The following is a 24866-nucleotide window of genomic DNA, read 5'->3' on the forward strand; positions in this document are numbered from 1 at the left end:
GGGATACAACCCGGCAATGGGAAAGTTGCGCGACAATTCCACCTTGTTCATCGAACAGTTCAATCACAGCTAGAAGATATGTCGCACCCTATCATTTACCCTCCCAAATCGCTGTTCATCCTTTTCTTCAAACTTGGTGGAACCACTGTCATGGTCTTCATGTCCTGGGTCGCTATGTTCTGGTTTTTCAGTGAACCGGCCTTGGTCTCAGCTCGACAGTTTGCCGAAGAGGGAGAAGTCGCCAACGCACTCGTGGTTCAAAAGTATTCAGAAAGAAAACGGAATGCCAGCGGCGACAATAAAACGTATTTCATCCTCGATCTTGAATACGAGACGCACGCCGGGGAAACCATTTCCCTGAAAAGCCGCGTGGAATACTCCGAATACAACGCGGCTGAGCCGGGACAGGTGATTGATGTGACCTACCTACGCAGCAATCCTCAAAAAATCGAAGTGTCCAAAGGTAGCAATCTGCGCAAGGGGCATTTTATGCGTAGGCTGATGTGGATATCCGTCCTCGCTGTTCTATTGGGGGCTTTGTTCTACGGAAGGCGAGTCATGGGCGCAATCCGAGCAAGAAATCATGGCCAACGCAAAGAGGTCAAACTGATTGAGGTGCGCAAAAAGAACTGGTGGGGTCCTGGCGATGGATACTGCTTGATATGGCGCGACAAAGCGGGACGCGAAGGTCGAAGCCTTCTGCATAAGGCAGATAAGTTGATGGGCTTCAGACCCGGCGACACTTTGCTTGTCTTTCATGGAGACAAGCGCAGCTGGTGGGCAGGGGATATCGGTGATCGTGAAGGCACATAGCACCCCAAACGTCTGGATCGTCAGACATTTGTTAGCTGAAATCACTTGTTGACCACATGAACCGCCTTTTCTGTCTGAATAGCGCTGTTATACTTTGTTCGGGCAATGGCGATGGCGTCGCCAGAGGGCATAGGACCTCTTGCCGTTTCACTGTTCCTGTACGCCGGGGCTTTCAATCGGGGGATTGAGGGGACCGGCCTTCGTCTCCGTCAATCAAGGAGACGCAGCATGGCGTGGAGACCTGAGAAAACCATCGTCAACAGCTGGAATGAATGGGACAGGTTGCGCCATGTGATTGTTGGCCGTGCCGATGATTGTCACATCCCGCCCGAGGAACCTGCGCTGGATGCTAAGGTGCCCGAGGACAGCGATATGCGCGGACAATGGGGCAGGCGGCCCCAGGAAACGATTGATCGCGCCAACGAGCTTTTGGACAATTTCGCATCCCTGCTGGAAAAGCGCGGCATCCGCGTGGATCGCCCCACGCCGATTGATCACTCTCTGCCCGCCACCACGCCGGATTTTCACACGGACAGCCAGTTCGGGTGTATGCCCCCGCGCGATGTTCTGCTGACCGTGGGCAGCGAGATGCTGGAAGCCACGATGAGTTATCGTTGCCGTTGGTTTGAGTACCTGAATTACCGGCCCCTGATGCAGCGGTATTTCGACGAAGACCCGAATTTCCGCCATGAATGCGCGCCGAAACCGCGGCTGACGGATGCCGATTATCACCCTGATTATCTGTCCGAAAAAACCGGCGTGGAAAAGCGCCTGAAATGGACGGCCGAGAAATTCTTTGTCACCACCGAAGAAGAGCCGCTATTTGACGCTGCCGATGTCCTGCGCTTTGGCCGGGATCTGGTGGTGCAGCACGGCTTCACCACCAACCTCAAAGGGATCGAATGGCTACGCCGTCACTATCCGGATCACCGCGTTCATGCAGTGAATTTCCCCGGCGATCCATACCCGATCCATATCGACGCCACTTTTACGCCGCTGCGGCCGGGCCTGATCCTGAACAATCCGCAACGCCGTCTGCCCGACGAACAGCGCAAGATGTTCAACGACAATGACTGGGAGATCGTGGATGCCGCGCAGCCTGCGCATAACACGCCGCCGCCCTTGTGCTATTCCTCGACGTGGCTGTCCATGAACGTGCTGGTATTGGATCCAAGGACCGTTTGTGTCGAAGCTTCCGAGGTCTATCAGGCCGAACAGATGGACAAACTTGGCCTAGAGGTGATTCCGGTCGAGCTAAGGGATGCCTATGCCTTTGGTGGGGGCTTGCATTGCTGCACGGCAGACGTGTATCGCGAAGGGAACTGCGAGGATTACTTCCCTAATCTGTGAGTGCCGAGATGCCCCGGACCCGTTTGAAACATCTTGCGATCTGCGTGTTTGTTTTGGGGATTGGGGGCTGCGCGTACCATGACCGCACCGCGATTGCGGTGCCGGAACCCGGTGCAGCGGCGTTTCATCCCGTTGGCATGCCAAGGGATATCCGCGTCTATGGCGATGAGTTCGGGCGCGACACTGCGGCTCTGATCAGCGAATACCGGGCGCGGGTCGGCGGTTTTCCCAAGGATGGTGGCCTGAACATTCTGGCGCTTTCGGGTGGTGGGGCAGGTGGCGCCTATGGGGCAGGGGTGCTGGCCGGGTGGAGCGCCACCGGCAGCCGCCCGGATTTTGACATGGTCACGGGGATATCGACCGGCGCGATCATCGCGCCTTTTGCCTTTCTGGGGCAGCAATACGACCCCGCCCTCGAACGTTTTTACACAAGGACGCAAACCCGGCAGATTGCCCGTTTTCGGATTCTGAGGGCGTTGATTGACGGCGGGTATGTGGCCGATACGGCCCCTCTGGCGGCTGCCATTGCACGTGAGCTGAACGATAATGTGATTGCCGACATTGGACGCGAGGCCGCGAAAGGGCGCGATCTTTTCGTGGGAACCACCAATATCGATTCCGAACGACCGGTTATCTGGGATATCGGGCGCATGGCCCAGATCGGTACCCCCGAAGCAAATGCGTTGATCCGGCGGGTTATCTTGGCCTCCGCATCAATCCCGGTCCTGTTCGAACCGATTGCTATCGAGGTAAGTGATGGCAAGCGTCTGCGCGAAGAATTGCACGTCGATGGCGGCCTGACGCAACAGGTGTTCGTCTATCCCGTCGAAGTTCCGATGAAACGTCTTCTGCGGGATGTCGGACTCGCCAACAGGGATAATACAATCTGGGTGATCCAGAACAAAAGTATCTATCCGCGCTATGAACCGCAAAATACCCGACTGCCACGATTGGTGGAACGCACGGTCAGTCTGCTGATCAAGTCGCAGACCGTCGGGGACATCGGACAGATCGTGGCGTTGGCCAGACGCGATGGGTTCTCGGTAAACACACTGATCCTGCCCAAGGATTTCAGCGAAACGCCCACCGAGCTTTTTGACCCTGTATATATGGCAAAACTGTATCAGGTTGGCTTGCGGGACGGGCGCGAGGACAGATGGGACAGCAATCTGACCCACTATCTTGAATAGGGCATTGATGCCGAAGAATACGGTGCTGCCCCCAAAACAAGACAGCACCGCGTGAATACTGCCCGTCAGAACAGGGATGAAACGGCAGGCAGTAAGCGTCAGCCACCAACCCGAACAATAAGACCAGTGACTGACATCCGGTGTAACCGGCAGATCAGAGAGCTCTGCTATCTCAGAGGTCTGACCCGATGTTCCCAGGCTAAAGCCACCACTCACGGAACATACTTAGATTGCAACTTTACGTCGCGTAACGAAAGTATGGGTTTCCTTACCAAAGGATAAAATTACAGTTTTATTGGAAAAATGCCCGTTTTTGCCCGGATTTAACCGTCCAGCACAAACATTTGATTCTGAAACGACGCTTTCAACACAGCCTGAGCAGTGGTTTCCACGCTGAGTGCTTCGCGCGCAAGACGCAGGTGTTTCTCAATTGTGGCGGGCGTCAACTCCAGCAGCATGGCAATATCCTGCACGGTTTTACCGTCCCCAACCCAACCCAGCACCTCACGCTGGCGCTTGGTCAGGGACCGACCGGGTGCGTTGTAGGGAAGGGACAGGATGCGCAGATGGGTGATGTTGTTCAACACCACGATATCATCACCATGTTCAGTCCATATGCTGTCCACCTCAGCCTGGCTCAGCCCGGCGCGCGCTGTCAGCGCGATCGCACCCTTGGAGCGTGGTGAGACCGACTTGAAACTGATAGAATAGCCCGCCAGAACACCTTGTTGCTGGTTGAATTCAACGACCTTCTTCTCCTGATCGCTCAGCGTGCCCGACTTGACCATCTCCTGCATCACCGACCACGAACACGCGCCTTCATGATCCAGAGCCCAACGCACCATCGGCCCATGATGATACAGGCCTTCGCCGATAAACACATCGGTAAACTCCGGCTTGTGATTGGTCAGCAACACGAAATCATCCGGATCGCCAAGGCTGGTTGCCGTACGATAGCGCGTATAGCCATAGATCAGCCGGTCAAATCCGTATTCGGCCATCTGGCGCGTATGCATATCCCACAGCGCCTCGATCGTCGGCGAATTCAGCAGTTTCTTGAGATGGTCTGTCGTGATCATCCGCGCGCCTTCAGATGTTCGACCATGGCCTGCAGCGCAAGCAAATACCCTTGGGCACCAAACCCGCAGATCACGCCAAGCGCAACCTTGGCGATATAGGAGGTGTGGCGGAATTCCTCACGGGCGTGAATATTGGACAGATGCAGCTCGATGACCGGCAGTTCCACCGAACTGATCGCATCCATCAGTGCGATCGACGTATGCGTATACGCACCCGCATTCAGGATAATCCCATCATGGACACCGTGCGCCGCATGAACCTGATCCACCAGAACGCCTTCACTATTATGTTGCTGAAAGGCGAGGGCGACGCCTAGCGATTTGGCGCTCGCTTGGCTCATCTCTTCGATATCGTCGAGCGTGGTCGAGCCATAAACGTCTGGCTGACGCTGACCCAGCAGGTTGAGGTTGGGTCCGTTCAAAATCAAAATAGATGTCATAATGCGTGTCCTTTGGATCAAGTCTTAGACTCTCAGCGCTGCATCTGTCGAGGCCAGTCGAAAAGAAAGACTTGAGGGAGCCAGCCCGGGAGTTAAGTTCGGACAAGCAGAAGACAGAGGCAGACCATCATCCCGCCGAACCAGATTGCGTTAACTTTATCCCGTATCATTCTGTAAATGCTAAATTAATTACAAATCATCATTTATATTATATTTACATAATACTGATTATGCGCTTTTTACGATTGTAACGCGGCGCATGTGTCGGATCATCTGTATAATGGGACTGAATTGTTGAGACACATATCCCCCTGAATTCAAAAATTAAGTCATTGGCGTATTTCCTGCGTTGGAAGGAAATCTCCACGGCACGGCGGCATATGCGCCCTGCTGGTCAGCTCAACCTTGAAAGCGTCGTATGAGCAACACCGAGGTCTAGCGCAATGGCTCTGCAGTCTCGCCGTTGGCAATGCGTTCACGGGCGAGCTGGCGCTGATGCTCGGACAACTTTTGTTTACGTCCAAACCTGACGCTCTTTTGGGCCGTGCCTTCACGGCCTTCATTCCCGCGCGGCGTGATACGTTCTCGTTCATCTTCGACAAGGGCGGAGAGAAAAGCCAGAATTCACCTTGCCCATCGGCGTGGCCAGATCGAGCCAGGGTTTGTCCAGAACTTTCACGCAGGCACCTCGATCCGCAATCCGCTGGATGATGGTGATGCCATCAATCATAGATCGGGTTGCCCTATTCCACTCAGCGATCACAAACACTCCCCCTGCCCCAAGCTTGTCAATTGCACATTCCAGCTGAGGCCGACCCCTCACAGTTTTCCAGATACCTTCTCGCGAAAAATCTTGTCGAGACTGGCGGCGTTCAAGGCACGTAGCTGGCGATCAAGGGATTGCCCATGACTGGACACTCTGGCGTAACCAATAAGCATATTCCGCGCCTATCAGATGCAGCAAATATGCACCGGATATATGCACCACATCAGAGCGTTGTTATCTTGGCCCTGCCCCATTGGTGCGAATATGATGAGTTTTGATACAATTTAGACTCTCGCCTTATCGCGCCAAAATGACCGATTTGCGGAACAAAGCTGCCCCTGGCTATCTTCCCTTTCATGGCGGCTTTGAAGCACATCATGGCCCTTCCCCATTTCCGGAAATCGGCATGCCGTAATTCTATTGACTTGGAGAAGTTATTGTCTGAAATGATCCCAGATGGTTTTCGGAAGACAAATGCGCTTTCGGAATGAAAAGGGAATACGGTGAGGAATAGCCAACAGGCGCCAAAACCGTGACTGCCCCCGCAACTGTGAGCGGCGAGCGAACTCGATGAACACCACTGAACGCGCAGCGTTTGGGAAGGTTCGGGCAAGCGACAACCCGCAAGTCAGGAGACCTGCCATCAAAGATGTAACTTCAACCTGGGCGGGGTGTCCGGACAGGAGGCCATGATGGCTTTACGGTTTGAACCGTGTGAAAATCGACCTGTGCTTGCCCCGCGCCATCGCGGAGGGCGACATGGGCGTACCAAGTCACAGAATTACCATCTGCACATCGTGCAAGCACAAGAGCGACAGCTGTCATCCCGGCTATGAGCTGATCGAACGGCTGCGCGCGGCCATCGATGCGGCCGGTGACACGATCACCGAAACGTTCGAAATCTCGGGCACCGCCTGCATGGCAGGTTGTGAGCATCCTTGCACGGTTGCCTACCACAGCACGCGCAAGGCCACTTATCTGTTCGGGGATATAGAGCCCGGTCAGGATATTGACGACCTTGTTGCGTTTGCCCGGCAATACGCAGTTCCGGGGGATGGTTGGTGTTCTGCGATTGAGCGACCCGGTAAGTTGCGCACGCATACACTGGCACGGGTTCCGGCCATGATGCTTGCCCCAGAAGACAGCAAGGCGCGCCTGTCATGAGTGCCGCAAGCCTTGTCGCGGACGATATCAGCTGGGCGCCTCATAGTTCTCTGCCCCGCCTGCTTCATCCAGTCAGCTTCGAACTTCAGCCCGGGCAGGTGCTGGGCGTGGTTGGGCCCAACAGTGCGGGTAAATCCACGCTGTTGCGCATGATCTACCACTACCAACAGCCAACATCCGGGCGGATCCTGGTGGATGGCGAGGATATCTGGTCCCTCTCACCGCGTGCCGCGGCACGCAAAGTCGCGGCCGTCCTGCAAGAGCAACCTGGTGCATTCGGGCTGACTGTGCACGACATCGTTACCCTTGGGCGTACGCCGCACCGGCTGGGGTTTTCGACCCCCGGCGCGCGGGACGCCGAGATTGTTGACGCGGCCATAGACCGCATGGATCTTCAACATCTGATATACCGAGACCTTGGCACGCTATCGGGCGGTGAACGGCAACGGGTGATGGTGGCGCGCGCGCTTGCGCAGCAGCCCCGGGTGCTGGTGATGGACGAACCGACCAATCATCTCGACATCCGCCATCAGCTTGAAATTCTGTCGCTGATCCGCACCCTGGGCCTGACGATTGTCGTGTCCCTGCATGACCTGAACATGGCGGCCCAAGTCTGCGATGTGGTTCTTTTGCTTGAGGGCGGACACTGCAAGGGTTTCGGCCCACCCGAAGAGGTGCTGAGCGAAGCATCGGTGTCCCGGACATTCCGGGTCACCGCCCAACGTGAGACGCTGAGCCGCAGCAATAACCAGCATCTTTCATTTCATCTGCCGAACTAAAGGAAAACCCTGATGAAACTGACCTGTACTTCGACTGTATCGGGCGCTTTGCTTGCCTTGATGACAACAACCGCGTTTGCGCAAACCACCGTGCAAAGTTGCAACCGTGAAGTCACATTTAATGAGCCGCCCAGGGCCGCGATCTCGAACGACGTCAACCTGACTGAAATGATGCTGGCGCTGGGTCTGGCCGACCGGATGGTTGGATACACCGGCATTTCGGGCTGGAAAACGCTGGACGAAACCATGACGGCGGGGGTTGAGGAACTGCCAGAGCTGTCTGCCAAGTATCCCAGCAAAGAGGTGCTGATCGGCGCGGATGCCGATTTCTTCTTCGCAGGTTGGAACTATGGCATGAAGGTCGGCGGAGAGGTGACACCCGAGACGCTCGAGCCCTTCGGAATCAAGGTCTATGAGTTGACGGAAAGCTGCATTCACATCGGTGAAAAAGCCGCCGCCAGCATGGACGACGTGTATAACGACCTGCTGAATCTGGGCAAAATCTTTAACGTTGAAGACAAAGCTGAAAGCCTGGTGGAAGGCTACCGCGCCGAGTTGGCCGATTTCACGGCTGGCCTTTCCCCACTGAGCGAGGCCCCGCGTGTCTTCGTCTATGACAGCGGAGAGGACGTTCCGTTCACGGCAGGCCGTTACGCCATGCCAAATGCTTTGATCGAGGCTGCCGGTGGCACCAACATCGTGAATGATCTCGAAAAAAGCTGGGCCACTGTGGGCTGGGAAACCGTGGTTGAACGCAATCCCGAGGTCATCGTAATCGTGAACTACGGCGAGGTGACCGCCGAGGAAAAACGCAACTTCATGACATCTAATCCAGCCTTTGCGGATCTGGATGCCGTGAAGAACGACCGTTTCGTAACGTTGGAATATGTCGAAGCCACACCAGGCCCGCGCAACATCCAGGCGGTGAAAACTCTCGCCACGGCTTTCCGGGACCAATGAGATGATTGCAAGGGCAGCAGACAGCCGCAGCACCAGTTTCCGTTTTGTGACGGGCGGTGGGCTTGTCCTGCTGCTCTTCTCCATGTCTGTTGCCATCAGCGTGGGGGCCATATCTGTGCCCCTGCCAACCGTCTGGGGCATTGTGATCAACAAGATTGCCCCGGGCACCATCGCGCAAGACTGGTCCGCCGGGCGCGAGGCTATCGTCTGGGATATCCGCTTTCCCCGCGCTCTTCTGGCCTGCTTCGTGGGTGCGGGGCTGGCCATGGTCGGTGGCAGTCTTCAGGCGGTCACGCGCAACCCGTTGGCCGATCCACACCTGCTGGGCATTTCGGCGGGCGGTGCGTTTGGCGCCATTCTGGCACTTTTACACACCGGTATGTTCCTTGGGCTTCTGACGGTGCCCTTGTTTGCCTTCCTCGGTGCGCTTGGGGCGACACTGTTGGTGTTGGGTGTGTCGCAATTTGCCTCGGCCACCAGTGCAGATCGCCTGATCTTGGCAGGTGTGGCCGTGTCGTTCATCGTCATGTCCCTTGCCAACCTTCTGATCTTTCTGGGCGACCCACGCGCCACACATACAGTGGTCTTCTGGATGCTTGGTGGGTTGGGTTTGGCACAATGGAGCCAGTTGATTTATCCGCTAGTGATCTTGGTGTTGTGCGGCAGCTATCTTTGGCTGAACGCCCGCAATCTAAATGCCATGACCATCGGCGATGAAACCGCATCAACCCTTGGCATTCCCGTCGCCCGTTTCCGGTTGATGATTTTCATGACAGGCGCATTGATCACCGGCGTGATGGTGGCCTTTTCAGGCATTATCGGCTTTGTCGGCCTGATGGTCCCGCATATCGTCCGCTTGCTGGTCGGGGGCGACTACGCCCGGGTTCTGCCTGCCTCAGCGTTGTTTGGAGCGATCTATCTTCTCTGGTCTGACATCCTGGCACGTACAATCATGGCCCCTGACGACATGCCAATCGGGATCGTGACCGGACTGATTGGTGGGCTGTTCTTTGTCTGGTTGCTGAGACAACGCCCGGGCTGATCCCAAAACCCCGAAAGAGAACGTTGGTTTCACCATCAGCGCAATCCCGGGGCTATGCGAAGATAAAACAATGGACTTGGGAGTGGCGCACCTGAAGCAAAGGCATTGCTTGGCCAGATCGCTCAGGGAGAAGACCCCGCTGCCGAAAGAGAAGAGGAACGCCGTGCGGTGACCGTGCGGGAGCTCTGCGAACAGTACATCGCCGACATGGAAGCAGGCCTTGTTCTCGGCAAAGGCGGGCGCCCCAAGAAGGCGACTACTGTCGCGACCGACGTAGGTCGCATCCGCCGCCACATCATCCCCTTGCTCGGCACGCGGAGGATCAAGGACATCACCAAACCGGACATGAACAATTTGATGAAAGACATCATCGCCGGAAAGACGCGCGTCGTTATGAAGACGGAGAAGCTCCGTGGCAAAGCGATCGTGCGCGGCGGACGTGGCACTGCCATCCGCACCATGGGCCTCCTCGGCGGCATCTTCACCTACGCAATCGAAGCCGGGATCATTGATCAGAACCCGACACACGGCCTAAAGAAGCCGCGATACAAGGTGCGGGATCGACGACTGAGTGAAGCGGAGTACCGGACGCTGGGTCGCATTCTTAAGGACGTGCAGCATGACAGCAACTTCGGCATCCACGCCGAGATCCTCCGCCTCATCGCCCTGACCGGCTGCAGGCGTGGCGAGATCATCAATCTGCGGTGGAGCGAGGTCGACATCGAAGGCAGTTGCCTGCGTCTGAAAGATAGCAAAGAAGGCGCATCAGTACGACCGGTCGGCTTGCCGGTAGTCGACTATCTCGAGGCCGCGCGCTTGAAACGGGATGGGACGTTCGTCTTTCCTGGCCAAGGCGAGGACAACGCCGTCGGAAACTTTCCGCAGAGCTGGAAGAAGCTCTTCGCCGACACGCCGCTCTGGGATGTGACACCCCACGTGCTGCGGCATAGCTTCGCCAGCATCGCCAATGACCTTGGTTTCACTGAAATCACCATCGCCGCGCTGATCGGGCACGCCAAAGGCTCAGTTACGAGCAAGTATGTTCACACGCTCGATTCGACCTTGATCATGGCTGCCGACACTGTTTCAGGCTACGTGAAAGCGCTTCTCGAAGGGGTTGAGTTCAGACGGAATACCTACACGCTTGACCGGCAGACACGAAGGAGCGCAATCAACGAAATGCTGATCGAAGCGCGGCCGTGCAGTTAGCCGTCGTTCTCGATGCCTGTCACTAACCGTCATATTTGACAGCTATACCAGCATTAAACGTCATATCTGACGGTTAGTATCCTTCGAGCCAAATGCACTAGTGTTTCACGCCATTAACAAAGTCGAGACACCACCCTCATCTGCAAATCACTCATGGTTGCATTCTTACGTGAGCCATAGATGCCAAACGGAAATAGGTCCGGGTTCCGCCGGCGGCGCGGACGAACTGCCGTAAAGGAAGCTGCGCCCGTGTTGCGAGCGCGCCAAATCCACATTATCTGGCCCGACAGCAAAGGGAGGACCTTCGACGAGATACTTCGAGGGCGTTTGTTCCATCGCATGGGACAAGTATGGCGTCAGCTTACTGTCGATAGACGAACCATCTCGAACGTAGGCAATCATGTATGCCTCACGATTGCCCCAGGCATATTCGCCGTCGACGAAACGGCGTAGGCCGTTGTCGCAATATAGAGCTTCGGTTTTCGAATTTGCCCCGTCGATAATCTTTGCTTCAACGATGAGCGGAAAGCCTCGATGCGCGTCCGATAGGAATATCGACAGATCGGGTCGTTTTTCCAGATGTGAACCATCATAGCTGATGCTCTCTTTCCCGCGCGCCACGCACAAGACCAGCTGTCTCCACAGCGGATCATCTTGGATCATTGCGTTCAAGCGTGCTTCCAGAAGTGCCGTTACTTCCGCCTCGCTACCAGATTTCACCGTCGTCGGCGCGGTCACGCGAATGTCGCTAAATGCCTTCAGTAGGCCTTCAGCGACTATTTCAAGATGAAGAGCTGAGACCTCGGGCAGTGGCAAATCGATGCCGCGGGTAAGTTCGGCTACCTGATCTGCGCGGGGGCGAATTGTCGCCGCCCTCATGCGTCCACCTTCCTGTGAAGCAAATCGATGTGTGACCAGGCAATGCGTTGTGCAAGTAAGCGAGCCTGCGTTTCGCTCCAGTAGCGTCGCTGTGCAAGTCGACCAATCAACAAGGCTCCTTCGCGATCTCTTAATATCACTTCTGATGCCGCCGCATCGTCTGCCGCGCGCATCAGGCCTTCCCAATCGTCTTCGCCAGCCGATGTTCCATTATCGGCATACGCCGTTTGCACTTTGATCCCATACCACGGTGAACTGGCCGGTAAATCGATTCGGCAAACAGAGACCTTGGATCCAAACCGCTCGCACCAAGGTTGTAATTCCGTGGCAAGCACCGAACAAAAACGTGCTTGCTCTTTCTTCGTCGGACTGGCCTGCGCATCTCGCTTATTTTGCGCATATGGCAGGCTAAACTGGAGCGTATCGGAAATGACTTGTAGGTCTCGAGAGCCAAGCCCGTAGAGTTCTGCTACCCACCGATCTACTTCTCCCCAGGATTGTTCGCTTGTCTTTAGGCCCTCGAAGAGAGTTGAGATTTCTTCCTTTTGTGAGCGCGTCAGCTTTCTGAAATCAGGTATCGGTATCCTGTCCAACGTTGCTTTCTCGATTGCTTCTCTCTCGACGCCGAACCGACCGCTAGTCATCAGAGCAATCCACGTGACAAGCTCGCTTCCAAACACGAGGGCAAGATATCGAACCAGGATTTTCGCCTCGGAAAATCCGAGTGGGCTATATCCATAGAAACTCTGGTTGAAGACCACGTCTTTGTCAGAAACCGACACTCCAATGCGACCGGTCATTACAGGCGGGGCTTCGTGGACTATAAGAAGCGGTCCGCCGAACAGGTCCAGCGACCGCGGGTCATGGATGCGATCCTGCGAAAAAAGACCCAGATTGCGCGTTTCGGTGGACACACGCGTGAACGAAGATGCAGTTATCTCGTGGCGACCATTCAAATAGCTCGCATCCACACCAGGTTTACCATCGCCATTTTTCCGGATGCGACTGCTATTGCGCAATTTCTGATAGCCGTTGCCACTACCGCGCATTTGCCCACGCTCGCCAATTCCTATTGCTTCTTTCCAAAACTCTTTCAGCGTCGGAAATCCTTGAGTACGAATACGCTCGACAAGACCAAGATCGGCCTTAGTTCCCCGAAAGAGAATTTTTAGAATTTCTGGTACTTCGAAGAGCTAGCGAGGTGGCACAACTTCCGCATTGAGCGCGTCGATCCGCATGCTTCCTGAATCGTTTAACGTGTCCTCGATCTTGGGACTGATAAGGCGGAAGCCGGCGCTCAAACCTGGAGTTCTGTTCGACGCCAGCATTAGACAAAACGGAGCTGTGATTTCAGGCCAGACCTTGGTCTGACGGAGTTCCACTCCATTGATAACAGAGGTCACATCGAGGGCCTCGAATAAAGCCTGGCGAGCTTCCGCCATGCCATCGCCCTGCTGAAATAGGAGTCTCGCATGCAGGGCGAACGCAATCTGCCCATTTGGTTTTGCCCATTCCATGGCTCGCCAGATGAAGGGTATGTCGAGCCCTTCGTTTGGAAGCGGCGGTGCGGATATTGAGATCTTTCTATCGATCGCAATTTCCCGGACTTTCGCGCTTACGAAGTGCCAATCGGGAAGACCCGTACCACTCGCCCAAGGAGGATTTCCTAAAACCAGATCGTATCTGCCGATATGCGCATCGCTTACCAGCGGCCCCAAGCTCCCAAGCGCCGCTCCTTCAACTTCTTCCTCGCTCCAAATCAAGTGCAAGACTGTGCCGCGCAGATTCTTGAAGCGAAGTTTGTCGACCGGTCGTGGGTTCGGATCGAGTTCGATCGACATCAGATAAAGGCCTAGGGCAGCGAACCTGAGCGCAGCCTCATTAATGTCAAAACCGACAAGCTGATCATCCAAAATGGAGCGGAGGGCGGCTGTATCGGGCCGTTGTCCCTCGATGCGCCACCGCGCCGCAGCCAACTCGCGAAATGCCGTGAGGAGGAAGACACCAGCTCCAGCTGCTGGATCGAGAACGCGAGCCTCATGGCTCGCTTCTTGTCGTTCCAAGGCGCGGAAGGACGCACGAACGAGGAGATCCGCTATAGACCGCGGTGTATAGTATCCACCTTCGCGGCGCTGTCGGGATGGTGCGTGATTGCGCAAATAGAGTTCGTAGGCTTGGCTTAAGACACCTACCGGGATGTGTGAGAAGTCGAGGTTATCCCACTTCTCCTCCCAACCCAGAAAAAGTTGGCTGTCGGGCGCGCGCCGGAGTACATCGCCCAAAACCTTGTATGTGTTGTCCGGAAGGTGCGAGAAGATCTCGTCGGAGAGTGGCAGGAGATCTCCGTTGAAGGTCTTGTCGAGCCAAGTGGATGTCTTCTCAGCAGCTGAGCGATTGTCGAACAGGTTGGCAGCAGACGTTTCGCCTACCATACTTTTTGGTAGTAGATGGCGATCCGCAAGAAAGCGCGTGAACAATGCCCGGCCGACGAGCGATATGGCGTCCTCGTCCGAAACACCGCCAGCTTTGATCAATGCGTCGATTGAGCCCGTGAGAAGATTGAGGACAACATTCGAAATCCAGTTGCGCTTGTTGATTTCGGCTTGCGGACGGATGTTGCCGAGACGAGGAAAGGCAGTGGATTTTTCATCTCTGTCGGCGCCCCAATCAACACCAGCTTCCGCCGGAGTCTTGCGATCAAGTGCGAGCCGGTAAACGTTGAGTTGCCCTGGCGCGATCAGCCCAAGATATGGCGCATCACCGCGCATCGCGAGCAGGCGTCTGATACGGTGGAGTTGCCGGTCATCTGTGACAGAGTCAGCGTCTACCAGAAAGATTAGTGGTGCCCCTTGCCACTCATAGACGGCGCTGACTATGCGCAAATCCTCGTCACCAGCGCGCCGGGCGGTCAGCAACGTCGCGTAGGGCAGCAATTCAGGGCTGTCGTCGTCGAACAGATGTAGCGACTCAAGGTCGGCCCCAAACGCAGTTGCATTGGCTTTGAGATCAACCATGCCAGCACCTGACGTCCGCACGACTTCCTCCAAGGGACTTCTCAAAAGGCCGGTTCATGAGCCAAGCTCCAAGGTAGCCTGGCGATCTCCCCCAAAGCGGCCTTTGCGGGCTCCGCCACGCACCTTCTTTGGAGCGACAGGCACCTTTGACATCACCTGACGATAGTCGCCGCCAAGATCATGGACACCCGCGACGAGCACGGCAATCAGTCCCAGATGCGTCGGAAGCTCTCCCGTTCGAGCGTAGTTGGAAATTGAATTGGGATTCATGCCGACCAGTTCCGCAAAACCACGGACACTCAGTCCAACCTTCCCAATTTCTGCCAAGAATTCCGTATACCGCATTAGACCCAATAACACATATTTTAATGTATTAAACCACATTATTTTATGTGGGTAAAGTCTTGTGACTGACTGTACGACCGGACGCCCCGAACGCATCGCGCGCGAGGAGTGGGTCGGTAAGCACCCAGTCATGAAGACCGCTCGAGAAGTTCAGAGAGGCCTAGCTGCTCTGCAACTTCCCCAGTTCGGGCCCACCGCTGACCGGGCAAGCGTTCGATTATTTTGATGAATACCCTGATGAAGGCCGCTCGCCCGGCGGCACCATCCAGCGTATCAGCACGATCAGGGGTCAGCAGTGCTCGAATGTCACCCAACAAGTCGGGCCGTGCGAACTTCGCGAGCATCCGCTGCTCTGCTTCTGCACGGGAGATGGTCTGATCTTGCTGATCGAGATACCGGACAAACAGTTCCACAACGTGATCGAAATCGAGAGCGGGAAGCGCATCGAGCGCATGGTCGAGATCAAAAAGGTCGCGCCCCTTATCGCGCTGCAACAAAGCGCGCAGTTTCGTCGCCAGCAGTTCTTCAGGGGAAAAGGATGCGATGGTCGTGTTGCCTGTGAACCACGGATTCTCGACAACGTACGGGATCGAAGCTGGCGGGTCGAAAGCTTCGATCTCAGCGATGTTGATCTCTACCTTTAACCGGATCTGAGCGTCGGGATCATCCTCAGCCGGCACGCGAAAGCGCAACTTCGGTGCGACTGGACTTGCGGCATAATTGGCCTGTCCCAGCCACGGCTCCAATACCTCTCGCAGAGCATCAAGGATGGGACCAATTGGTCCGGCCGTTGTGCGGACGAGATCAATATCCTCCGAATAGCGCAAAGGCTCCGGGAAGATGACCTTGTTGAGGGCTGTGCCCCCTCGAAACCTTAGTTCGGCGCCCAGAAAATCGTGATTGAATATCTCGACGAGCGCGCGAGAGATAATCAAGTCCTGCTCGACTTGCCTTGGCTCGGCCCACGGCGCGACCAAGCTCCAAGCTGTGATGTTGGTTTCCGGGATCATTGTTCATCGACTTCAATTGGGCGGCGGACAATGATGTGCCAACGTGCGTTTCGTTCTCGCTCATCGTAGGAGGTGGCTGCACTTGCTTCTCCAGGATCAAGCTCGACCCACGGTACATTGCCGTTTCGGATATGCTTCTCCAAGCCGGACGCAATCTCATCATGTCCCAAATGCTCGAGGACATAGCCGAGGCGTTGGACAACAGACCGCTCAAAGCTCGGCGCGAGGACATCGAACTCGATCGGATCAATATGGACGGCCAGCTCATTGAGAACGCTCGCCGCATGATCGACACCACCGCTCGCATGCGGATAGCGTATCAAATCCAAAGCGGTTAGCGCTGGCGACGACACCCGCATCGAGCCGGTGTCGGTCTTTCGTTGCTCAACGCCTTGCCCTACGCGTTCAATGTCTTTGCGGAAGTAGAAAGCGAGCTTTGAACGTCCAGCCCGGATAGGTTTCCACTGCCGATCAGTGACGACTTGGAACTCCATGACCGCTTGATGAGATGCCCCATGGAGCTCTGCGGCTTTCAGGAGCGCCACATAGTATGGTCGTCCCGCATCCTTCATCATAGCATCGATGTACCAGGTCGGTGGCGGGGCACCCCACTTCAAATACCGTGTGGGCGTAATGACGTAGAAGCCTCGGCGTGGCGCAAAGATATGACCCCGCTTTTTGAGGCGCGCGGCCGCATCGAGAAACGCTCCATGGCTAACCCCTAACGCCTCTACTGCGTTCTCGCGGGTGAAACAGGTTCTACCGCTGGATGCGAGCTCTTCAACATAGGTCGCCAAACTAGAGGTGCGCTGAGGTATCATATTCCAAAATCCGCTCTACCCACCGATTTTCTATTATGATATTATCGTTGAGACAAGCTCAATATGGCTAACTCCGCATTCAAAGCGGATTTATGAATATGATTCTAGGTGCGTGTATGACGGAGACAGACGATAGCGATCGGTTGATTCAAGAGGTTCTCTCAGAGCTTGGCTGGGATGACGACCCGAAGAAAGTCGCTGACAAGGTCAAGCGGCTAGACCAAGGCCTGCCCGCCGAAGACGAGTTTACGGCCATCTGCAGCTGGCTCGGCAAGGCGCGTCTCCTTCATAAGCTCGACCAGCATCAAGCGCCATCAAGCTCACGCGACCTCTATCAAGTTCCCGACTTGTTGGCCGAGTTTGAACATTCTGGCCCCGTCCTCATCGAAGTGAAGTCAAAGACGAAGCAGACGCTTTCCTTTACCCCGCGATATCTTTATCGGCTCCGCGCATACGCGCAGCTTGTCAAGATGCCCCTGCTCATCGCCTGGAAACACCACAGCATCTGGGTGCTCTTCGACATTCAGCACCTCACCAAGGCTCAGACGAACTTCAACATCACGTTCGGCGACGCCATGAAAGAGAACCTACTCGGTGTCCTTGCAGGCGACGTCGCTTACAAGATCGCCTCCGGTGCGGGTCTGCGTTTCCGCTGCAAGAAAGAAGCACTCGTCGACCGAGAGGAATCAGAAGGCACCGTAACTGAGCAATGGAAAATGAGGATCGACGAGGTGGGCTTTATGATCTCCGGCGGAGAGACAGCGGATAATCTAGACCCGGACGTCACCACGCTTTTCACAACGTGGGATCTATCCGAACAGCAATCCCACAGCGACACACACATCGACCTTCGCTTCGTCGCCGGTAATGATGACGGCATGATGTTCGGCCACATGGCGCTGACACACCTCCTGCATTGGACCTTACCGCAAGGCGAAGCAATCAACTGGCGCCATGCCATTAGACGCGACGCGGTCGTGAGCAACATGACCAATTTCCGGCGCGCTCTAGAACGCGCCCTAGAGCAGCGGGTCGTACACATCATCCTCCATCAACAACCGCATACCTGGCCCGACTTCGTCCCGAAGCCCGGCGGTACCCCAACACCTCGAAGCGCAGCAGAATCATGAAGCAGCCTGCCAAACAGTATGGCCGAGCGTCCCTGATGGACAAAACGCTTGGCCTGGACGAGGTCACCGCGCCAAAGGTCGCCTCTATCATCGTTCACGCTGGAAACATTGAACATCATCTCGAGCGCGCGATCTGGATCTTGGAGAAAATTGAACCAAAGGGCATTCGTCCAAAGACGGACTCAAAACCGATAACCAACTTGATTTCGATGTTGGAAAAGTACGCTGAGACTGTGCCTGAAGACGATGTTCGCACCTTTCTGCAAACTTGGTCGAAGGCAACCCGTTCCGGGTTCATCATTCGCCACAACATCGCACACGGCGTCTCGTTCAAAATGGAAAAGTCTCTGGTGTTCAGCCGAAATCCAAGATGGCACGGCGAACTGCGAAAACGGGAGTATGGCGACTTGTGGTGTGAGCCATACATCCTTGATCTAATTCGAGAGTCCTTCGCCACACTGCTGCGGGTCATCGGGGCCATTGCGACGACTGATCGATCACTAGACGACATCGCAAGCCCGCTCGCTCAAAGTGCTGTGAGAGAAGCTCGCTCAATACTGGGTGAGTTTGCTGACCAGTTTTACAATCCAAGCTTCGAGAAATACTGATAAATCATCATGAATTCAGCGACGGCATCCATAAACCTGATACAGCGAGACGTATACACATTGGCTAGGCAAAAAACTGATTGGCGCGACATCGCGGAACTGAAGGCCGAGTTTCTGGAGTTTTTCCCCGACGATCAGTTTTTGAAGAAACTTGTCAAAGGCGTCATGAGGGTCGCCCGGGACAAGAAAAACCCGATCAGAGGAAACTTGGTCGCGAGCGGGCTACGCGAAGTCACTGGCCACATTCTGCATAGTCTCGCGCCGGACGACGCCGTGCGAGACTGTGGTTGGTTTGTCCAAGCCAAAGACACCAAGACCGTCACTCGACGTCAAAAGGCACATTACATCGTCCATGCAGGGCTTCCGGAGGATTTCGTCAAAGACGTGCTCAAGCTTGAGATGACAGACTTCACGAAACCGCTTTTGGACGCCTTCGAAGCGCTGAACAAATCCACTCATGTTCGCTCTGAAACAATCGTGCGCAAGGGATCTGTGGTCCGCCAAATGATCCATGAGGTATTCGAGAGCCTGCTCGACCTTCTTCACGCCGCTGCAGCCGGGCGGGAGGAGATTGTTCGCGCGACCGCGGGTGTTATGCACAACGCCGTCTTCGAGAACCTGATCTCGGAGACCATCCAGGAACTCGATGAGCTATCGACACACACAATGGTTGATGGACACTACATCGACACCATCGAAGTCAGGTCCCTGACAGCGACCAGAATCGAATACGCTATCACCGGACAGGTCGAGGTCGAACTGCAATATGGCTCCAGCTCAGATGTGCGGAACGACATCGGATTTCGCCAGGACGACTCTTATCCCTACCACGCCGTGATCTTATCTAACCCCGCAAAACCGATGGAAATACAGCCCAATGATATCACGCTCCAAGTAGACAATAGCAGCTTCTTCGAATGACCAAGAAACCCAAAAAACTAGAAGTCTCAGAAGAGCCATCAAGCCTGCTCGCCAGCGATGGACACGTGACGGCGATCATCATTGCTATTGAAGATTATCAGCCGCGAACGAACGGCCAGATCCCAAGTGTCGATTTTGCCAAGGCCGACGCAGTCGCTTTTTCGGCGGCGCTCGATCAAATGTTCCCGGGCAGAGAGATACACCGCATCGAGCTGATCGATAGCATGGCCACGAACATGAGCGTCCAGGATGGGGTCAAAGAAGCCATCTACGCGACAGGACCAAACGACCTTTTGATATTCTATTATGCAGGACATGGTTTTCACAATGGTGTCTCAAACCTGATCACAGTCTGGGACAGCAACGGTTACAACCTATCTGGAACCTGCCTCAACCTGCGTGAGCTACTTTTCGATCCCGTTGAGAAAAGCGACTGCCAACAACTCCTCGCATTCATTGATGCTTGCGCTGTGGATCTTGAAGAACAGTTCAGCAGCCGCGACGTGGTTTCGACTATGAGCGAAAATGAATTCAAAGACTTCGTGAAAGTCGACCAGTATGTGGGCGTCTTCCTATCCTGCACCCCAGGACAGAAATCCTACAGTCATGCCGGGCTTGGGCATGGTGTTTGGTCTTACCACCTCGTGAATGCGCTCCGTGGCAAGGCGCCAGATGCGATTGATGCGTATTCAGTCGTTACCGACGCCTCGCTCAGAGACTATCTCGGCACATCGGTCCGTCGTTACATAACGAAAAACATGTCTACAGCGGCACAGCAGACCCCGCTCACACGTACGTCAGCAACAAACCGCTTCGCGATATGCCAAGTAAACGAGGAAGAGGAACCGGTCCCGCCCGAGAATGACTTCACGGGTCTATCGTTCAGCCCGGACGCCATATTTTTCAGCCACATTGAAACGCGCGCGTACCACAAACTGCCGGGGTTCTCCCGCTCAAAGAAACACTTCGTGCCCGATAATGTGAATGCAAGCAGTGCAGAATTTGCACGTAGCCTACTTGAAGAAGAGATCGCCGAAGAAATCGAAGATTACTATAAAGAGGCCAAGCGTGTCCTCCGGCTGCGTCGGGATGATATCGGAACCGGTGACGACACATTGGACACCGATCATTTCCGTTTTTGGATAGAGGTCAGGCAAACGCCAGACGACCCTGCCGAGATCCAAATCATGCGCTGTTTGTCCGTGCGCAACGACTCTGAGGAAAAACTTCAGGACATCGACGAGATATTTGGCATCACGTTTGATCGTGTCGTCTGCCGTATTCATGGACGCGGTCCAGAGTTCGATTCAGTTGTTCGACGTCTCGAAGAAGTTGAAATGGATTTTGGGGGAACGCTGGAAGAATCTGAGCGAAAACAGCAGGTAACGTACTACTTTCCGGAAATGGGTCGACTGGAGTTTGATCTAGCTGACGGGCGCATCAGCATATGCGCCGAGCGCAAATCCAGCTTCTTGGACATATTGGAGTTGGCAACGCCAGTTGCACTAGGCACCCCGCAAGAACCAATCAGATATCTCTCAGACGATTCCCAACGGGTTTAAGGGATAACAGACCAGCGAGCACTCAGGCTTCTGGCGCTTCTAGTTGTCCGAAATCCTGCCTTTGAAAGACTCTATGTGAGTGGGATTTAGCCATGAGGGGAAAGCCTTCCCCTGCGGTCGAGCCTGCAGTCTCGCCCGACCCCTTCTGCGGGGAGACCCCGCAACGCCCCCTTTAGAGTAAGAGAGAAGCGGCTGTCGCCGTGACGGGTTTGAAGGTCGAGAGAGAGGCTCTCAGGTCGCCCGTCATGGAGAACAGCCATGACTGCAATTGAGATCATGAACGGCCGCCCCGAGAGCGGCGGCTACAAGGTGGATGTGTCCCGCGGTGGGCACAATGGGCGGGTGTCGTCCGAATGGTTTTCGCGGCCCGACGACGAGAAGTATCTCTCGCTTTCGGACCTATACGCATCGGTGAAGGGCCGGGCCACGCGGAGCAAGACGCGGACGGTCGAAAGCGCGGCGATCCGCGTGGAGGCCCATCGCGATGATCCCGAAAAGCTCGCGCTGGTGCTGCCGGACGCCGAGGCGCCCGTCGCGCCGACCCATTGGAGCTTCGGCCAGCTCGCGAGCCTTGTCGGCGCGCCGGCGGCCTATCTGCGCCAGCTGCCGGCGCCTCTGGCCGGCATCAACCTGCAATACGGCCTCACCAATCACCGCGCCGAGCAGGTCAAGACGATGGAGGTCGCGAACGCCCGCACTGAGCTGCGTGCCGTGACCGGTCCGGATTATGGCCGCATCTTCGACCATGAGCTGGTCTCGGCAGTCCAGCGCATCGCGGGCGATGGCGTCGGTGACACGCGGTGGAAGGTGCCGGGCGTGCTCGATTGGTCGACCGGCGTCTACAATCCGATGGTCGACGTCACCAAGGACACGACCACGCTCTACGCCTCCGACCGCGATGTCTTCCTCTTCCTAGTCGACGACAGGAACCCGATCGAGGCGGGCACGCTGCCCGACGGTTCGCCCGATCTCTTCTTCCGTGGTTTCTATTGCTGGAATTCGGAGGTGGGGGCGAAGACGCTCGGCATCGCCAGCTTCTATCTTCGCGCCGTCTGCCAGAACCGCAATCTCTGGGGGGTCGAGGACTTCCAAGAGATTTCGATCCGGCATTCCAAATACGCCGCCAACCGTTTCGCGCACGAGGCGGCTCCGGCGCTCGCAAACTTCGCTGACTCCTCCCCGCAGCCCTTCATCCAGGGCATCCGGGCGGCGCGCGAACGGATCGTCGCGCGCAGCGACGAGGACCGCACCGACTTCCTGCGCAAGCGCGGCTTCTCCAAGGCGGAGACCGGCAAGATCGTCAAGACGGTGCTGGCCGAAGAAGGCCGTCTGCCCGAGAGCGTGTTCGACTTCGTCCAGGGCATTACGGCGGTCGCGCGGTCCAAGCCGCAGCAGGATGCGCGGCTCACCATGGAGACGCGCGCCAAGAAGCTGCTGGAGGCGGCTGCCTGAAGGCCACGGTTCCGCACCTATCCCGAGAGCCTGTCCCCGGCCCATCGCTTCCTCAGAGGAAGAGGTGGGCCGGGATTTTCGTGACGGGTCTGGAGGTCAGAGAGAGTCTCATGACCGCCCGTCGCGGAGAAATCCCATGACAAAGTCCAAGAAAATCACCCTCAGCGCCTCGCGCGACATCCCCTTCAACAAGCTCGTGCTCAGCCAGTCCAACGTCCGGAAGGTCAAGGCCGGCGTCTCGATCGAGGAGCTGGCCGAGGACATCGCCCGGCGCACGCTCCTGTCGTCGATCACGGTGCGCCCCGTCCTCGACGATGAGGGCGCGGAAACCGGCATGTTCGAGATCCCGGCCGGCGGGCGCCGCTACCGCGCGCTCGAACTGCTCGTCAAACAGCGTCGGCTCAACAAGACCGCGCCCGTGCCCTGCATCGTCCGGACCGAAGGTCTCGCCGAAGAGGACAGCTTGGCAGAGAACATCCAGCGCGCGCCACTCCATCCGCTCGACCAGTTTCGCGCCTTCCAGGCGATGCGCGAGAAGGGCAAGTCTGAAGAGGAGATCGCCGCGGCCTTCTTCGTCTCCGCGGGCTTCGTCAAGCAACGCCTCAAACTGGCCGCCGTCTCGGCGACACTGCTCGACGCCTATACCGAGGAAGAGATGACCCTCGACCAACTGATGGCCTTCACGGTCAATCCCGACCACGAACGCCAGGAACAAGTCTGGGACGCGCTCAAGCAGCACTATTCCAAACAGCCCTATGAAATCCGCCGTATGCTGACCGAAGGCGCCGTGCGTGCCTCCGACCGCCGCGCGCAGTTCGTGGGTCTCGACAATTATGTCGAAGCCGGTGGCGAAGTGCTGCGCGATCTCTTCCAGACCGACGATGGCGGCTGGCTTCAGGATGCCGCGCTGCTGGAAACCATGGTCACCGAGAAGCTGAACGAAGAAGCGGAGGCGATCCGCGCCGAAGGCTGGCACTGGATCGAGGTCGGCACCGACTTTCCTTACGGCCACACCTATGACCTTCGGCGCATTCGCGGCGAAGCCGAACCGATGAGCGAGGAGGAAGAGAAGACCTACGAGGCGCTCAAGGCCGAGTACGACAAGCTCGAAGACAACTACGCCGAAGCGGATGAACTTCCCGAAGACGTCGACAAACGGCTTGGCGAGATCGAAACGGCGATGGAAGCGCTCCAGAATCGTCCGATCCGGTTCGAGGCGGAGGACTACGCCATCGCGGGCGCGTTCGTCAGCATCGACGGCTCCGGCGGGCTTCGCGTCGAGCGTGGCTATGTCCGCCCCGAGGACGAACCGGCAGTCGAGATGGAGGACGATCCGGAGGGTACAACCGTCGATCCTGATACGGACGATGCAGTCGCTGACGCATCCGATCCAGTGACGGATCAGGATCACGATGAGGACGAAGATGACGACGGTACCAAGCCGCTGTCAGACCGCCTCGTCTGCGAACTGACCGTCCATCGCACGATGGCGCTGCGCAACGCACTCGCGAACGATCCGCAGCTGGCCATGCTCGCCTGCCTGCACGCGATGGTCCTGCAGCTCTTCTACCATTACGGCCAGGACAGCTGCGTGGAGATCAGCCCGCGTTCAGCGCAGTTTGGATCGCAAGCCCCGAACCTCGGCGACGCTGCTTACGTTCAGTCGATCGATCTCGGGATCGAGACCTGGGCGGGCAATCTGCCGAAGCAACCGGAAGAGCTGTGGGATGCGCTGACCGAGTGGGACAGCGACAGCCGGGACGCGCTCTTCGCCCATTGCGTGGCGATGACCGTCAACGCCGTGCAGGAGCCGCACCACCGCAAGCCGCGCCAGATTGCACATGCCGATATCCTCGCATCGACGCTCGGGTTCGACATGGTGAAGGCAGGCTGGACGCCGACGGCCGACAGCTATCTCGGTCGCGTGACCAAGGCGCAGATCCTCGCCGCCGTCCGCGAGGCGAAGGGCGACAAGGACGCCGACCGGATCGCCGGGTTCAAGAAGCCCGACATGGTCGACGCAGCGGAAGAGCTGCTGGCTGGCTCCGGCTGGCTCCCGCAACCGCTGCGCACGGCCCCACTCGCGGAAGACCCGGACGAGCCGGAATTCGAGATCGTCGATGATGGCGATGTCGCGTCAGAGGAACCCGCCGTCGAGGACGACGAGGAAGCGGTCGCGCTCCAAGCCGCCGAGTGAGGGCACAAAGGCAGGCGTTCGGCGGCTCTTGGTCGATGGTTCGAACCACCCGATTGGGTGATGATCAACCTGTCGCCGAAGCCGCCTTCGCCCAATTCTTCGAGCAGTTGGCGACCACCAACCGAGGGAGACGCT

General features: G+C 56.5%; 24 protein-coding genes and 1 riboswitch. Of the genes, 14 read left to right on the top strand and 10 right to left on the bottom strand.

The window, feature by feature from the left end; translation table 11 throughout:
• Positions 1 to 78 precede the first annotated feature (78 nt).
• The 3 genes from V6N02_RS04055 to V6N02_RS04065 all read left to right on the top strand — a co-directional run bounded on the left by V6N02_RS04055 (position 79) and on the right by V6N02_RS04065 (position 3353).
• Positions 79 to 813 (top strand): DUF3592 domain-containing protein, encoded by a 735-nt coding sequence (locus tag V6N02_RS04055; protein ID WP_371224206.1) that lies wholly within the window; start codon positions 79 to 81, stop codon positions 811 to 813.
• Between the two features lie 228 nt (positions 814 to 1041).
• Entirely contained in the window at positions 1042 to 2163 is a 1122-nt protein-coding gene (locus V6N02_RS04060; RefSeq protein WP_371224207.1) for a serine/threonine protein kinase, read from the top strand.
• 8 nt (positions 2164 to 2171) lie between these two features.
• Positions 2172 to 3353: a patatin-like phospholipase family protein gene (locus V6N02_RS04065; protein ID WP_371224208.1), complete on the top strand. Its 1182-nt coding sequence runs from the start codon at positions 2172 to 2174 to the stop codon at positions 3351 to 3353.
• 323 nt (positions 3354 to 3676) lie between these two features.
• On the opposite strand, the gene V6N02_RS04070 is transcribed toward V6N02_RS04065, so the two are convergent.
• From V6N02_RS04070 to V6N02_RS04085, 4 genes are all read right to left on the bottom strand, one after another.
• Entirely contained in the window at positions 3677 to 4432 is a 756-nt protein-coding gene (locus V6N02_RS04070; RefSeq protein ID WP_371224209.1) for a LuxR family transcriptional regulator, read from the bottom strand.
• Positions 4429 to 4872: a type II 3-dehydroquinate dehydratase gene (gene aroQ, locus V6N02_RS04075; RefSeq protein WP_371224210.1), complete on the bottom strand. Its 444-nt coding sequence runs from the start codon at positions 4870 to 4872 to the stop codon at positions 4429 to 4431. The genes V6N02_RS04070 and aroQ overlap by 4 nt, the downstream gene beginning before the upstream one ends.
• 589 nt (positions 4873 to 5461) lie before the next feature.
• The gene (locus V6N02_RS04080) at positions 5462 to 5695 is read right to left on the bottom strand and encodes a recombinase family protein (RefSeq protein WP_371224211.1); all 234 of its coding nucleotides are present in this window, start codon (positions 5693 to 5695) and stop codon (positions 5462 to 5464) included.
• Positions 5692 to 5811 (bottom strand): recombinase family protein, encoded by a 120-nt coding sequence (locus V6N02_RS04085; protein ID WP_371224212.1) that lies wholly within the window; start codon positions 5809 to 5811, stop codon positions 5692 to 5694. The genes V6N02_RS04080 and V6N02_RS04085 overlap by 4 nt, the downstream gene beginning before the upstream one ends.
• Positions 5812 to 6078: 267 nt before the next feature.
• Positions 6079 to 6297, top strand: a riboswitch (cobalamin riboswitch).
• A 100-nt stretch (positions 6298 to 6397) separates the two neighbouring features.
• Between V6N02_RS04085 and V6N02_RS04090 the strand changes: the two genes are divergently transcribed.
• The 5 genes from V6N02_RS04090 to V6N02_RS04110 all read left to right on the top strand — a co-directional run bounded on the left by V6N02_RS04090 (position 6398) and on the right by V6N02_RS04110 (position 10792).
• The gene (locus V6N02_RS04090; RefSeq protein ID WP_371224213.1) at positions 6398 to 6802 is read left to right on the top strand and encodes a DUF1636 family protein; all 405 of its coding nucleotides are present in this window, start codon (positions 6398 to 6400) and stop codon (positions 6800 to 6802) included.
• Positions 6799 to 7581, top strand: a complete 783-nt coding sequence (locus tag V6N02_RS04095; protein ID WP_371224214.1) for an ABC transporter ATP-binding protein — start codon at positions 6799 to 6801, stop codon at positions 7579 to 7581. The genes V6N02_RS04090 and V6N02_RS04095 overlap by 4 nt, the downstream gene beginning before the upstream one ends.
• Positions 7582 to 7593: 12 nt before the next feature.
• A complete protein-coding gene (locus V6N02_RS04100; protein WP_371224215.1) occupies positions 7594 to 8541 on the top strand; it encodes an ABC transporter substrate-binding protein in 948 nt (315 codons plus the stop codon).
• Between the two features lies 1 nt (position 8542).
• A complete protein-coding gene (locus V6N02_RS04105; protein WP_371224216.1) occupies positions 8543 to 9583 on the top strand; it encodes a FecCD family ABC transporter permease in 1041 nt (346 codons plus the stop codon).
• A gap of 105 nt (positions 9584 to 9688) precedes the next feature.
• Positions 9689 to 10792: a tyrosine-type recombinase/integrase gene (locus V6N02_RS04110; protein ID WP_371224217.1), complete on the top strand. Its 1104-nt coding sequence runs from the start codon at positions 9689 to 9691 to the stop codon at positions 10790 to 10792.
• 165 nt (positions 10793 to 10957) lie between these two features.
• Here V6N02_RS04110 and V6N02_RS04115 read toward each other — a convergent pair whose 3' ends face one another.
• The 6 genes from V6N02_RS04115 to V6N02_RS04140 form a co-directional block, all read right to left on the bottom strand.
• Entirely contained in the window at positions 10958 to 11671 is a 714-nt protein-coding gene (locus V6N02_RS04115; protein ID WP_371224218.1) for a hypothetical protein, read from the bottom strand.
• Positions 11668 to 12720: a hypothetical protein gene (locus V6N02_RS04120; protein WP_371224219.1), complete on the bottom strand. Its 1053-nt coding sequence runs from the start codon at positions 12718 to 12720 to the stop codon at positions 11668 to 11670. The genes V6N02_RS04115 and V6N02_RS04120 overlap by 4 nt, the downstream gene beginning before the upstream one ends.
• A 144-nt stretch (positions 12721 to 12864) precedes the next feature.
• Positions 12865 to 14685 (bottom strand): HsdM family class I SAM-dependent methyltransferase, encoded by a 1821-nt coding sequence (locus V6N02_RS04125; protein ID WP_371224220.1) that lies wholly within the window; start codon positions 14683 to 14685, stop codon positions 12865 to 12867.
• A 54-nt stretch (positions 14686 to 14739) separates the two neighbouring features.
• On the bottom strand, positions 14740 to 15030 hold the full coding sequence (locus V6N02_RS04130) for an XRE family transcriptional regulator (RefSeq protein WP_371224221.1): 291 nt from the start codon (positions 15028 to 15030) through the stop codon (positions 14740 to 14742).
• A 128-nt stretch (positions 15031 to 15158) separates the two neighbouring features.
• Entirely contained in the window at positions 15159 to 16040 is an 882-nt protein-coding gene (locus V6N02_RS04135) for a nucleotidyl transferase AbiEii/AbiGii toxin family protein (RefSeq protein WP_371224222.1), read from the bottom strand.
• Positions 16037 to 16837 (bottom strand): type IV toxin-antitoxin system AbiEi family antitoxin domain-containing protein, encoded by an 801-nt coding sequence (locus V6N02_RS04140; RefSeq protein WP_371224223.1) that lies wholly within the window; start codon positions 16835 to 16837, stop codon positions 16037 to 16039. Before V6N02_RS04140 ends, V6N02_RS04135 begins: the two co-directional genes overlap by 4 nt.
• Positions 16838 to 16977: 140 nt before the next feature.
• On the opposite strand from V6N02_RS04140, the gene V6N02_RS04145 reads away from it, so the two are divergent.
• From V6N02_RS04145 to V6N02_RS04170, 6 genes are all read left to right on the top strand, one after another.
• Complete coding sequence (locus tag V6N02_RS04145) at positions 16978 to 17991, top strand: hypothetical protein (protein WP_371224224.1); 1014 nt, start codon at positions 16978 to 16980, stop codon at positions 17989 to 17991.
• A gap of 35 nt (positions 17992 to 18026) precedes the next feature.
• Positions 18027 to 18599, top strand: coding sequence for a hypothetical protein (locus tag V6N02_RS04150; RefSeq protein WP_371224225.1), 573 nt, complete (start codon positions 18027 to 18029; stop codon positions 18597 to 18599).
• Positions 18600 to 18608: 9 nt separating this feature from the next.
• A complete protein-coding gene (locus tag V6N02_RS04155) occupies positions 18609 to 19520 on the top strand; it encodes a pPIWI-associating nuclease domain-containing protein (protein WP_371224226.1) in 912 nt (303 codons plus the stop codon).
• A complete protein-coding gene (locus tag V6N02_RS04160; RefSeq protein ID WP_371224227.1) occupies positions 19517 to 21082 on the top strand; it encodes a caspase family protein in 1566 nt (521 codons plus the stop codon). The genes V6N02_RS04155 and V6N02_RS04160 overlap by 4 nt, the downstream gene beginning before the upstream one ends.
• Positions 21083 to 21340: 258 nt before the next feature.
• Positions 21341 to 22534, top strand: coding sequence for a DUF932 domain-containing protein (locus tag V6N02_RS04165; RefSeq protein ID WP_371224228.1), 1194 nt, complete (start codon positions 21341 to 21343; stop codon positions 22532 to 22534).
• A gap of 136 nt (positions 22535 to 22670) precedes the next feature.
• Positions 22671 to 24731: a ParB/RepB/Spo0J family partition protein gene (locus tag V6N02_RS04170; RefSeq protein WP_371224229.1), complete on the top strand. Its 2061-nt coding sequence runs from the start codon at positions 22671 to 22673 to the stop codon at positions 24729 to 24731.
• Positions 24732 to 24866 lie beyond the last annotated feature (135 nt).

Source organism: Roseovarius conchicola (assembly GCF_041403425.1).
Classification (GTDB): Bacteria; Pseudomonadota; Alphaproteobacteria; order Rhodobacterales; family Rhodobacteraceae; genus Roseovarius; species Roseovarius conchicola.